The organism is Streptomyces catenulae, from assembly GCF_000718015.1.
In the GTDB taxonomy this organism is placed as follows: Bacteria; Actinomycetota; Actinomycetes; order Streptomycetales; family Streptomycetaceae; genus Streptomyces; species Streptomyces catenulae.
In genome coordinates, this window is the sequence record NZ_JODY01000015.1 from 189546 (window position 1) to 201518 (window position 11973).

Here is an 11973-nt window from a genome sequence, read left to right on the forward strand (position 1 = left end):
AGGCCCCGGAAGTGAAGGGAATTCATGAGCAAATCAGAGAATTCCCCACCCCCTCTTCACTCAGGAGGGGACGGAAACTGCATAGATCACTGCAGTCACTCTCCACATCCCTCGGGTTTGCGTCCGCCTTCCTCACCTGCACCACCATCGGCTTCATCGCAGCCTCCCTCGCTACCGTGGCCGACGAAATGTCCGGCGCGTCCTCGTCAAGTGATGGGGGCGGGTTCACAGGAGTAGGGCGATGGTGGCGCCGAGGCCGCCCAGGGCGAGGGCGGTTGCGGCGTGGGGCCAGCCGCCTGTGCCCCAGCGGAAGAAGCGGTCCAGCGCCAGGCGGCCGGGGCCGAGGGCGGCGATGCCGAGGGCGACCAGGGCGATGCAGACGTTGTACTCGACTCCGCCGTCCGTCTCCCAGAGGCCGTGGGCCCCGGTGACGGTGACCATGGCGTTGATCATCACGCCGATGAGGGCGGCGGCCGCGAGCGGGGTGAGCAGCCCGAGGGCCAGGCCGAGGCCGCCGAGGAATTCGGAGAGGCCCCCGATCACGGCGAAGAGTTTTCCGGGCTGGTAGCCGAGGGCGGCGAACCCCTTTCCGGTGTCCGTCAGGCCGGCGCCGCCGAGAATGCCGAACAGTTTCTGCGAGCCGTGCCCGGCCATCAGCAGCCCCACCGTCAGCCTGATCAGCAGTAGTCCGGCATCGGCGGCGGAGGATCTCGCCGGGGCCCGGCCCCGTACCGACGGTTCCGTCGCAGCCAAGGGGCGGTAGTAGTTCATGAGCTTGGTGATCATGAGAACGCTCCGGTCGAAAGCGGCCGTGTGCTCGCCCCGTGGCCGCCGTCCGCCACCACCTCGGCACCGCGACCGCGTCCTGGACCTACCGGCCGAACCCGGCCGTGGCACCGGACGGCGCCGGATGACACCCCCGGTCGAGAGCTTGGAGACGTCGCTGTGTGAGTTGTGAGCGATGAGTCGTGGTGTAGGGGCTGTGCGTCGCGCCCCTCTATTCCTTGACGGGTTCCCTCCGGATGTGGCGCGCCCCGGGATGCGGGGCGGGAGTGCGGACCGTGTCGCGTGCAGGCTCCGGGTGCCCGGCTGCCGGGTGCCGCCGGGAGGCCGTACCGGTACCGACGGGCTCGATCGCGTCGGGACCCGCAGCAGGACGCGGCGATGTGTCGCAGCTCACATTTTCACCGTAGCGCGCTCCGCCACCGCCCCGTACGACGACCGCAACGGCCGCCCACTCTCCCACACGACGAGGCGCCGCAAAGCCCGCCGTCGGTGGATCACCGCCCGCTACGGAGCCAGGTCGCCCAGCCGCAGCCCCGCCCGCTACGGCGCCAAGCTGCCCAACCACAGCACGTCACGGGCTCGGGTCATCGCCACGAACAGTTGGCTGCGCAGCAGCTCGGCGCGTTCGCGGGACGTTTCGGTCGCCGCCGTGCCGGGGGCGGCGGGCGGTGTGCCGTTCGGCGGCGCGGCGTCGTACTGCGGCAGATAGACGCGCTTGAACTCCAGGCCCTTGGCCCTGAGGTAGGTGCCCATCTTCACGGCGTCCACGGGGTGGCCGTCGTAATGCTCCAGCAGGCACACCGGGATCTCCGCGCGGGTGAGAAGCCGCTGGTAGTGGCCGATGGATCGCTTGGAGGGGCAGAGGACGGCGGCGTCGGCGCGCGCACCGTCGGGGAGTGCGCGCAGGGCGGCCAGGAGTGCCTGGTCGTGTGCGGCCACGGTCGGCTCCGTGACGCGGACGACCTGGCCGTCGTGGTAGGTGAGGTCCACGTCCCGGACGCCCGGTGTGCGTAGACCGTCGATGTCGTCGAAGGCATCGTCGGCGACGACGGCGAGAACCGCGTCGAGGATCTGCTTGCTGTTGCGGTAGGCGGTAGTTGGTGCGCAGCACCTGTCCGCGGTCGCCGCGGATGTCGATACCGGCGTCGGCGAGCCGGAACCCGCCCGGGTGGACGGACTGCTGGCCGTCGCCGACCAGGAGCAGCCCATCGGGGGCGTCGCCGACCAGGGCGTGCAGCAGCCGCACCCCGACAAGGGTGAGGTCCTGGACCTCGTCGACGATCACCGCGGCGTGGCGGGGCCCGTCCGCGGACCGCTCCACCTCCGCCAGGGCGAGGGAGCGACCCCCCCCCGGAGGCTCCCCCGCGGCCAGGTGCCCCCGATGAGATCATGACCCCTTGCGCGCCCCGGCTCCCTGGCGCCGGGGGCGGCGTACGGGCCGCCCGGGTGGCGCGGGCCGGTTCGTGCCGCGGGTGGGGTGCCGGTGGCGGTCGAGGCGACGGAGGGGGACCCGTGGGCGAGGGGGTCGGGGCGTGGATACGCGTGCCGGTGGGGGGCGAGGGAGGCCGCTGGGACACCCGGGGGTCGGTGCGGCGGGTGCTGCTCGTGGTGCACAACGTGACCTCCGCGACCCGGCTGCTCGACGTGCTGCCGCTGCTCCGTGACTGGCGGATCCAGTTGCTGGCCACCTGCACCGGCTCGTCGCCCTTCCAGGCGGGGGTGCCGGAGCTGCTGGCCGAGGTCGGGGTGCCGGTACTGCCCTGGGCACAGGCGCTGCGGACGCCGGTGGACCTCGCCGTCTCCGCCAGCTTCGGCGGCCAACTCCATGAGCTTTGCGGCAAATTGACCGTATTGTCGCACGGCGTTGGGTACAATAAGACGCTGGCGACGCCGGACGCCGGACGCCGGACGCCGGACGCCGGACGCCGGACGCCGGACGCCGGACGCCGGACGCCGGACGCCGGACGCCCTCCCACCCCGAGCAGCTCGCGCGGTTGCGGGAGGCGTGCCCGGCCGCCGCGCACACCGCGGTGCTCGCCGGGGACCCCTGCTTCGACCGGCTGCTGGCCGCCCGCCCCTACCGCGAGCGTTTCCGCCGGGCCCTCGGGCTGCGGGCCGGGCAGCGGCTGATCGTGCTCAACTCCACCTGGAATCCCGCCTCGCTCTTCGGTGACGGCGGCGACGACCTGCTGCCCTCCCTCCTCCCCCGGCTGACCGGCGAACTCGCCGCCGACGACCACCGGCTCGCCGCCGTCCTCCACCCCAACATCTGGCACGGCCACGGCCCGGGGCAGGTACGGGCCTGGCTGGAGCGGGCGCGCCGCGGTGGCCTGGCGCTGCTCGATCCGCTGACCGAATGGCGCCAGGCGCTCCTCGCCGCCGATCTGGTCATCGGCGACCACGGCTCGGTCACGTACTACGCCGCCGCCCTCGGCACCCCCGTCCTCCTCGGCGCCGCCCCGCTCGACGGGCTCGATCCCGCCTCGCCCGTCGCCGACTTCGTCCGTACCGCGCCCCGCCTGGACCCGCTCCGGCCGCTCCGCCCGCAGCTGGAATCCGCCGTCGACGGCCACCGGCCGCACCCCGGACCCGCCGCCCTCACCACCTCCGTGCCGGGAGAGTCGGCCGCCCGGCTGCGCGCCCTCTTCCACGGCCTCATCGGCATCCCCGAACCCGACGCGCCCGCCCTCCTCGACCCGCTGCCGCTGCCCGACCACACACCCCCGCGCCGCACCACCTCGCTCCGGGTGCTGACCCGCCTCCTCGGCCCGTACGAGGTGGCGCTGCGCCGCTACGCGGAACCGTCGTACGACCCGGAGGAGCCCGACGGGCCCGAGGAGCCGCCCGCGGGCACCGCCCGCGGCGGCCGGGCGGGCGGGTGTGCGCCGGTGCAGGAGCATCTGGCGGCGCACGAGGACACCGCGGACCGGGGAGCGGTGGCCGCGGCGGATGTGATCTTCCGGGACGGCGCGGCCGACGATCCGCGGCTGGGACCGCCCGCGGCGTGGTGCGCCGAGGTGCTCGCCCGGCACCCGCAGTGCGCCCTCGCCGCCTACGTCAGCGCCGCGGGCACCTGCACCGTCCGCGTCCGTGGCGGCGGCGCGTTCACGCTCACCGCCGACGCCTGGGCGGCCGACCCCGCCGCGCACGCCTCGGCGCTCTTCGCCTGCCTGTCCGCGGGCTCGTCGGTGGAACGCCTGATCGCGCACGGGCTGACGGTACGGACCGCCCGGGCCCGCCACCGGGTGACGGTCACCGCGGCGGACGGCGGCGCGGCGACGCCCGGCTGACCCGTCGGCCCGTACCCGCCGCGGCTACTCCGTGTCCCGCGCGACGGCCTCGCGCAGCTCCCGCAGGCGCATCAGCTGGAACCCCGCGCCGCCCTCCGCCAGCAGCCCGGCGGCCTCCTCGAAGTGGGCCAGCGCCTCCCGCGGCCGCCCGGCCTCGCTGCGGGTCTCCGCGAGATCGGTGAGGGCCCGGGCGGTGTTGTACGGGTCGTGGGCGCGGAAGTACGTCAGCGCCTCCTCCAGCCACCGCGTGGCCTCGTCGCAACGGCCCAGGCCACGCAGGGCCCGGCCCCGGTGGCGGCGGAGCAGGGCCCGGGCGCGGGGGACGTCGCGGCTGCCCTCGCCGCCGTCCTCGACCGTGACGAGGACGGCGTCGGCCTCCTCGAAGAGGTCCAGCGCCTCGGCGTACCGCCACTGCCGCAGCCGCAGCAGGCCCAGCGTCTCCACCGCGGTGGCCTGCCCGAGGCGGTGACCGGCCAGCTGCGACACCCGGGCCGCCTGCCGCAGTTCCTCCTCGGCCTCGGCGAAGTGGTCGGCGCCCAGCTCCGTCAGGGCCAGGGCGAGTTGGGTGTGCATCCGGGCCCGCACCCGGGTCTGCGCGCCGGACGCCCCGGGCACCGGATCGCTCCCGGGCGCCAGGGCGCGGGCGGCGCGGACACCGGCCCGCAGCGCCGGGAGCACCTGCTCATGGCGTCCGGCCTTGAGCTGCACCGCCCACAGGGCCTCGCACAACTGCCAGACGCTGTGGTGGTCGCCGTACGCCTCGGCCGCCAGCACGGCGGCCACCAGCGTCGGCAGTTCGCAGTCCAGGGTCGCCAGCGCCGCCCGGGGATCGGCGTACGGGCCGGGCGGCAGCAGGTCGTAGAGCGGGCCGAGGTGCCAGCGCTCCGGGAGGGCGGCGCGGTCGGCGGGCACCGCCAGGCGCAGGGCCCAGCCGACCGTGCGGGAGACGGCGGCGGAGCACCCGGCGGGCCGGTCCTCCCGGGCGGCGAGCGCTTCGGCGTGCTGCCGGACGAGCGGGCGGTGGTGGTACCGCACGCCGTCGCGGGTCTCCAGGAGTCCGCGGGCGACCAGTTCGCCCAGGAGGCGTTCGGCCTCGGGCCGGCCGATCTCCGCGGTGGCCGCCGCCTGGGCGGGGCCGATGGCGGGCCAGGGGTGCAGTGCCAGCAGCCGGTGGAGCCGGGCGGCGTCGGCGGGGAGCGCGCGGTAGGCGTCGGCGGCGGCGGCGCGTACCGGATCCGGGTCGGGTGCGGCGGGCTCCGGGGCGGGCGGGACGGGCCCGTCCGGGGCGGGGTCCCGCGGCAGGGCCAGGGAGGTGGCGGCGGTGCGCAGGGCGTACGGGAAACCGCCGCACCGGTCCAGGACGGCCTGGAGCGCGGCCCCGTCGTCGCCGCGTCCCCGCACCCCGGTGAGTCGGCCGAGGAGGGCCCGCGCGTCCTTGGCGGCGAGCGGACCGACGGGGACGGGCACGGCGTCGAGCCCGGTCGGCGGGCGGCGCGCGACGACGATGGTGAAGACGCCGGGGGCGCCGGTCAGCAGGGGAGCGACCTGGGCGGCGGACCGGGCGTGGTCGAGGACGACGAGCAGTCTGCGGTCCGCGACGAGGGTGCGGTAGAGGTCGATGCGGTCCTCGGCCGCGGGCGGGACGTCCGCGTCGGCGACGCCCAGTTTGCGCAGGAAGTGGCGGAGCACGGCGGGGGCGTCGGCGGCGCCGTCCGCGCCACCGCGCAGATCGAGGTAGAGCTGACCGTCCGGATAGCGGTGGAGGTTGCGGCTCCCCCAGTGGATGGGTACGGCACTGGTGCCGATGCCGCCCGGCCCGTAGACGACGGCGACGCGGGGCAGGCCGTCGGCCTTGCGTCCGGCCTCCTTGTCGAGCTGCTTGAGGGGCCGTCGGCGGTCGGTGAAGAAGCGGGCGGTGGCCGGGAGCTGGCGCGGGACGGCCGTGGCGCCCGCGGGGGCGGGGGCGGTGCGGAAGAGGACGCCGAGGGCGTGCGCGTACTCGGGGTCGCGCGCGGCGGCACCGGCCAGCACCGCCGCCAACTCGCCGCGCTCCTCGGGGCCGACCGGTGCCGGGACCTCGCGCCCGGCGATCCGGCGGGCGAGCGCACCGAGCGATTCCCAGCCACGTTTGCCCGCTTCTGTCGCCATGGACATCGCCATGGTGGACAGCAGGGACGAAACCGCCGCCATCGACGTGGGATCCAGCATGCCGTCACTCCCCCTGTACGCCGTCCGGTACCACTGCCGGGCGGCCGTGCCGATCCGTCTCCCGCCCGCCGTCCACCGTAGTGGTGGGGCGTCCGGCGGGGTGCCTCTCCCGCACATCCTGCCGGGAGGGGCGCGGGAGAGGCACTCCCTCCGGCCGAGACCGCACCCCTGGTGTCCCACCGTTCACACGGCGCCCGGCTGACACACCGTCCACTCGCTTCCTCCGTAAGTGTTCTGACGTGTCGTCCACCAGACGAACGGAATGTTGGCGGCATTCGACGCGCCCAAAAGTGTTTATTTTTGGCTTGTTTGCATATGACTCTGATCACGTGGGGTTCGGATCCGGATTGCGAACGATCACTCTCGGGCAGATCGTGTGGGCCCGGACTGTCTGGTTCCGGCCCACCCCCCTACCGGGGCGCCGGATGCTACCGGCGCACCGGACTGCCTGCCCATCGGAGTTGAAACATGGACGACAACCTCGTCATCGACGCGGCGGTCCCCGGCCAGTCCGGGTTCGACGAGAAGCAAGTTCCGCTCTATTACACGCGCAAGACCAGGGACATCCTCCACAAATACGGTCCCGGACCCCGCGTCCACTTCCATATGGGGATATTTGACGAAGGGGCGCACCCCAACACCACGGTCGCGCAGCGCGTCCTGCGGCGGCGCATCGTCGAGTCGCAGGAGGCCGTACTCGATCACGCCGCCACGCTCTGGGACGTACCGCGCAACCCCCACGGTCACCTTCTCGACATCGGCTGCGGTGTCGGCGGCGGCTCGATCTACTGGGCACAGAAGTTCGGTGCGCAGGTCACCGGCATCACCGTCACCGGCGAACACATACCGGTCATCAGCGACCTCGCCCGCCGGGCGGACGTCGCCGACCGGATCACGCCGGTCCTCGGCGACATCCACGATCTGACCGACGAGAACCGCTACGACGGCGCCGTCGCCATCGAGAGCTCCGGCTACATGGACCGCGAGCGGCTCTTCTCCGTCGTGGCCAAGGCCCTCAAGCCCGGTGGCTGGTTCGGCATCCAGGAGCACTTCCTGTGCCGCCCGGAGTGGACCGAGTTCATCGACGACTACTACAAGACCCGCCTGGGCACCCTCACCGAGTACATCAACGCCGCGCACGCGGCCGGTCTGGAGCTGGAGCAGGACGAGGACATCACCGACCGCGTCGCGGAGTTCTGGATGCAGTCGATGGCGTGGAGCACCGCGGAGGTGGAGACGATGGACCGCACCGGCGTGCCCTCGCCCATCGCCCGCGACCGGCTGCTGGAGTCGGAGCGCACCCACGGCAAGCTGTTCCGCATCTGGCGTGACCACGCGGTCGAGACCCGCCTGCTGCTCTTCCGCCTGGGAGGCAACTGACCATGACCGTCACCCCCGACGTCCGCACCACCCCGGGCGGCGACCGGTCCCGCCCGTCCCCCATCGGCTGGCAACTCCCACCGTTCTACTGCCCGATCACCCTCACCGGCGACATCCACCCGCGCCACGCGGAGCTGGAGCGGCGCGCCCTGGAGTGGATCGACAGCTACGGCCTCTACCCCGACGCCACCGAGCGTGCCTGGGGACTGGCCACCCACAGCGCGGAGTTCAGCTGCCGGATCATTCCGCACGGCGAGCCGGAGCCCCTCCTCATCTTCATGATGTGGAACTACTGGGCCCACGCCGTCGACGACTGGCTCGACTCCGGCAGCAACGCCACCGCCACCGGCAAGGTCGTCGACACCAGCATCCGGCTGCTCCGCGCCCTGGAGTACCCCGGCTCGGCGATGATGCCGCCCAGCCCGTACACCGACGCCCTGCACGACCTGGTGCGGCGCACCCGCGCCGCGCTGAGCCCCTGGCAGCTGCGCCGCTTCATCGACGGCATCCGGGACTGGCTGTTCGCCTCCTCCTGGCAGACCGCCAACGCCGAACGCGGCGTCATGCCGAGCCTCAACGACTTCGCCGCCATGGCCGTCTCGATCAACGGCACCCGCTTCTCGCTCACCTGGGGCGAGGTGGCGAACGGCGCCGACCTCCCGCCCGACGTGCTGTGTTCCCCGGCGGTCCAGGCGCTCACCGACGCCGCGGGCTTCCTCGTCGGCACCGACAACGACCTGTTCTCCTACGCCAAGGAGGACCATCTGGAGATCCCCGAGCAGAACCTCATCAACGTCATCGCCCACGAGCGGGGCTGCACCCCCGCCGAGGCGCTGCCCGAGGCGGTCGGACTGCGCGACCGGACGATGACCCTCTACCTCCGGCTGCGGGACCAACTCGCCGCCGACGGCGACCCGATGATGCGGCGCTACCTGGACACGGTGGGCGACTACATCGCCGGATGCATCGTCTGGCAGAACAACGCCCCGCGCTTCGCCAGCCCCCGCAACCGCAATCCGCTGCCGGTGCCGGGCTCGTCGTTCGGCATCACCTACCGGGACACGCCCAGCGACCCCTCGACGGACGCACCGGCCCTCCCGGCCATCGCCTGGTGGTGGGACCAGCTGACGTCCCCCGACGCTCCCTGAGCGTGGTGTCCCGCCCCCACCGGGACACCCCCACCAACGGCGGAACCGGCGGCACATACGTACCGCCGGTCCTCGTCAACTCCCCTGCCCGCGACGTGTGGTACGTCGGCAGGGACCGTGCCGCTCAGTGGCCGCTGAACCAGCGACGCCACCAGGTGCTGGTACGGCGCTGCGTCTCCGCCGTGGGCACCGCGACCGGCGGCCGCGGACCGGCCGCCTCGGGCAGCGGCTCCGAACGGCGCGGCGCGGGCAGCTCCGAACTGGCGGTCTGCGTCGGCAGACTCGGCTTCGGCGTGAACCGCACCGGAAGCTCCACCATGTGACGCGACATCAGCGACGAACGGTACGGGATGTCGTGCTCGGCGACGGCCAGCTGAAGGTCGGGCAGCCGGGCGAGCAGGGTGTCGATACCCGTGTCGGCGATGGCGCGACCCACGTCCTGACCTGGGCACTCGTGCGGACCGCCGCTGAACGCGAGGTGCGAGCGGTTGCCGTGCACCGGCTGGGTGAGGTCGGGCCGGATCTCCGGGTCGACATTGCCCGCCGCCAGCCCCAGGAGCAGCATGTCGCCCTCCTTGATGCGCTGACCGCCCAGCTCCGTGTCGCCGGTGGCCCACCGTCCGAGGATGGTGGTGAACGGCGGCTCGTCCCACAGCACCTGCTCCAGCGCATCCGGCAGCGTCATGTGACCGCCGGAGAGGCTGGCGCGGAACCGACGGTCGGTGACGACCATCAGCACGGTGTTGGCGATGAGGTTGGCCGTCGTCTCGAACGCGGCGATCAGCACCACGCGGAGGTGCTGTATGGCCTCGTCGTCGGTGAGCGCGGAGCGGTGCTCCAGCAGCCAGGTGGTGAAGTCGTGGCCGGGGGTGGCCCGCTTGCGCTCCACGAGTTGCTGGAGCGTCTGCATGACGAACTCGTTGCTGGCGACGGCGGTCTCGGTGCCCTTGATCATGTCGCGGGCGGCCTCGACCAGCCGGGGACCGTACGACTCCGGCATGCCGAGGAGCTGCGTCATCACCAGCATCGGCAGATGCTCGGCGAACCGGCTGACCAGATCGGCCTGCCCGGCACCGGCGAACTCGTCGATCAGCTGGTTGGCGAAGCGGGTGACGTAGCGGCGGATGCCGCGCCGGTCGAAGCGGTTGATGGAGTCGGTGACCGCCGCCCGCAGCCGCTCGTGGTCGGCGCCGTCGACAAAGTTGCACACCGGCTGCCAGGCGGCGACCGGGGTCAGCGGGTGCTCCGGGCCGACCCGGCCCTCCCGCATGTCCCGCCAGCGGCGCGAGTCCCGCGAGAAACGGGACGGGGTACGGGCCACGTCCAGGTTCTCGCGGTGCCCCAGCACCAGCCACGCCGGGAGATCGCCTTGCAGCAGAACCGGCGCGACCTGACCGTGTTCGGCGCGCAGCTTCTCGTACAGCCCCATCGGATCGGCCTCGGCCTCCGGGCCGTACAGCCGGCGCAGGCCCTCCGGGCCGACGCCGTGGGCCGGGCAGCCCGGGGGCGGGGTGGGGGAAGTGCTCACAGTGGCTCCTTGGCTCCTCGTCGGCTCACGCCACGGCGAGGGAATGCAGATACCGCATCAACGTCATCAGGACATCGCGGCTTGACGGGCGCAGCCGGGCGTCGCAGTCGACTATCGGCACATCGGCCGGCAGGTCGAGGGCGGCACGGACCTCCTCGACCGGGTGCACCGGCGCGTCCGGGAAGGAGTTGACGGCGACGACGAAGGGGACGCCGCGCTCCTCCAGCCGCCCGATGACGTCGAAGCTGACCTCCAGCCGACGGGTGTCGATCAGCACGACGGCACCGAGGGCGCCGTCGAACAGGCCGTTCCACAGGAACCAGAAGCGCTGCTGTCCGGGGGTTCCGAAGAGATAGAGGACAAGTTCGTCGTTGAGACTGATCCGGCCGAAGTCCATCGCCACGGTGGTGGAGGTCTTGCGTTCCACCCCGATGGTGTCGTCGACGCCGACACCGGCCTGGGTCATCGTCTCCTCGGTCGTCAGCGGACGGATTTCGCTGACGGAGCCGACGAGCGTGGTCTTGCCGACACCGAAGCCACCGACGATCACGACCTTGACCGCTGCCGCCGCACTGTCCGGCAGTTCGTCCTCGGTCCGTGGGCCCTCGGCAGGGTGCTCGACAAGCGTCTCAGAGCTTTTGAAGTCCATGGATCACCGCCTCAATAAGGGCACGGTCGGGAAGTTGAGCGGGAGGTACGGGTGCCCGTGCGACGACGCGGCTGTCCGTCAGCAGGTCACCGAGGAGAACGGTGAGCACGCTGACCGGCAGACGCATGTAGGCGGAGAGTTCCGCCACGGACAGCGGGGAGTGGCACAGCCGCATGATCGTGGCGTGCTCGGGCTGCATGCCCGGTTTGGGGCTGTTCTTGGACACGATCAGCGTGACCAGGTCGAGGGAGGCCGACTTTCCGGAGGATCCGCTGCGCCCGCCGGTGATCACATAAAGCCTCTCCGGGTTCTCGTCCTCCCAGCCCTCGTCCGCATCGCTCACTCCGGAGACCCTCTTCCCCCTCGGCAGGGACGCCGCATGTCCTCAACACGTTCGACGACCCCGCTCATACGACCTGTCCGTTGTGGCGCGGTGGGCTGCTCAGGTGCTCGCCGATACGGGCCACGAGATCCCGCATCCGCGCACCGATCAAGCCGGCGTCCACGTCCTCATCGGCCAGCACCGCGAGGTATGCCCCGGCACCTGCTGCCATCAGGTAGAAGAACCCACCGTCCAGTTCGATCACGACCATACGCATCCGGCCGTCGCTGCGGGGGAACTCCGAGGAAACCGCTCCGGCCAGGCTCTGCAGTCCGGCGCAGGCGGCCGCCAGCCGGTCGGCGGTGTCGGTGTCGGTGCCGTGCTGCGCCATCCGCAGGCCGTCCGACGACAGCACGATGACGTGACGGGTCTGCGGCACGCTCTCCGCGAGGTCCTTGAGCATCCAGTCCATGTTGGGCCGGTGCTGAATCATGGCTACTCACTCTTTTCCGAGGACTCGTCACTCTCACGGACTGCACCGGCCTCACCGGAGGCACCGGTGGGCGCGGGTGTCTGGCTCTCGCCGGACAGGCCGCTCTGGAACGCCGCCAGCCACATACCGGGCTGCACCGGTGGTGCCTTGTCCGGGGCGGGGGTGGGGG

General features: G+C 72.6%; 11 protein-coding genes. 4 read left to right on the top strand and 7 right to left on the bottom strand.

Features of this window, described 5'->3' with window-relative positions:
- Window positions 1-225: 225 nt before the first annotated feature.
- The gene (locus tag IF23_RS0115765) at window positions 226-786 is read right to left on the bottom strand and encodes a DoxX family protein (protein WP_030284052.1); all 561 of its coding nucleotides are present in this window, start codon (window positions 784-786) and stop codon (window positions 226-228) included.
- A 571-nt stretch (window positions 787-1357) separates the two neighbouring features.
- Window positions 1358-2107 carry a UvrD-helicase domain-containing protein gene (locus IF23_RS31250; RefSeq protein WP_342667924.1) on the bottom strand — a complete coding sequence of 250 codons (750 nt, stop codon included), beginning with the start codon at window positions 2105-2107 and terminating at the stop codon, window positions 1358-1360.
- A gap of 227 nt (window positions 2108-2334) precedes the next feature.
- Here IF23_RS31250 and IF23_RS34960 point away from each other — a divergent pair, with 227 nt between their 5' ends.
- Together IF23_RS34960 and IF23_RS0115780 are read left to right on the top strand one after the other, a co-directional pair.
- Window positions 2335-2916: a hypothetical protein gene (locus IF23_RS34960; protein ID WP_245654989.1), complete on the top strand. Its 582-nt coding sequence runs from the start codon at window positions 2335-2337 to the stop codon at window positions 2914-2916.
- Complete coding sequence (locus tag IF23_RS0115780) at window positions 2817-4076, top strand: UDP-N-acetyl glucosamine 2-epimerase (protein ID WP_245654996.1); 1260 nt, start codon at window positions 2817-2819, stop codon at window positions 4074-4076. The genes IF23_RS34960 and IF23_RS0115780 overlap by 100 nt, the downstream gene beginning before the upstream one ends.
- A gap of 24 nt (window positions 4077-4100) precedes the next feature.
- Here IF23_RS0115780 and IF23_RS0115785 read toward each other — a convergent pair whose 3' ends face one another.
- Window positions 4101-6284: a tetratricopeptide repeat protein gene (locus IF23_RS0115785; protein ID WP_037678278.1), complete on the bottom strand. Its 2184-nt coding sequence runs from the start codon at window positions 6282-6284 to the stop codon at window positions 4101-4103.
- A 468-nt stretch (window positions 6285-6752) separates the two neighbouring features.
- On the opposite strand from IF23_RS0115785, the gene IF23_RS0115790 reads away from it, so the two are divergent.
- On the top strand, window positions 6753-7664 hold the full coding sequence (locus IF23_RS0115790; protein ID WP_030284059.1) for an SAM-dependent methyltransferase: 912 nt from the start codon (window positions 6753-6755) through the stop codon (window positions 7662-7664).
- Between the two features lie 2 nt (window positions 7665-7666).
- Window positions 7667-8812: a terpene synthase family protein gene (locus IF23_RS0115795; protein ID WP_051739595.1), complete on the top strand. Its 1146-nt coding sequence runs from the start codon at window positions 7667-7669 to the stop codon at window positions 8810-8812.
- Window positions 8813-8936: 124 nt separating this feature from the next.
- On the opposite strand, the gene IF23_RS0115800 is transcribed toward IF23_RS0115795, so the two are convergent.
- The 4 genes from IF23_RS0115800 to IF23_RS0115815 form a co-directional block, all read right to left on the bottom strand.
- Window positions 8937-10340 carry a cytochrome P450 gene (locus IF23_RS0115800; protein WP_030284064.1) on the bottom strand — a complete coding sequence of 468 codons (1404 nt, stop codon included), beginning with the start codon at window positions 10338-10340 and terminating at the stop codon, window positions 8937-8939.
- Between the two features lie 25 nt (window positions 10341-10365).
- Complete coding sequence (locus IF23_RS0115805; protein WP_030284066.1) at window positions 10366-10989, bottom strand: GTP-binding protein; 624 nt, start codon at window positions 10987-10989, stop codon at window positions 10366-10368.
- Complete coding sequence (locus tag IF23_RS0115810) at window positions 10970-11332, bottom strand: DUF742 domain-containing protein (RefSeq protein ID WP_030284068.1); 363 nt, start codon at window positions 11330-11332, stop codon at window positions 10970-10972. Before IF23_RS0115810 ends, IF23_RS0115805 begins: the two co-directional genes overlap by 20 nt.
- Window positions 11333-11396: 64 nt before the next feature.
- Window positions 11397-11804: a roadblock/LC7 domain-containing protein gene (locus IF23_RS0115815; protein WP_030284070.1), complete on the bottom strand. Its 408-nt coding sequence runs from the start codon at window positions 11802-11804 to the stop codon at window positions 11397-11399.
- Window positions 11805-11973 lie beyond the last annotated feature (169 nt).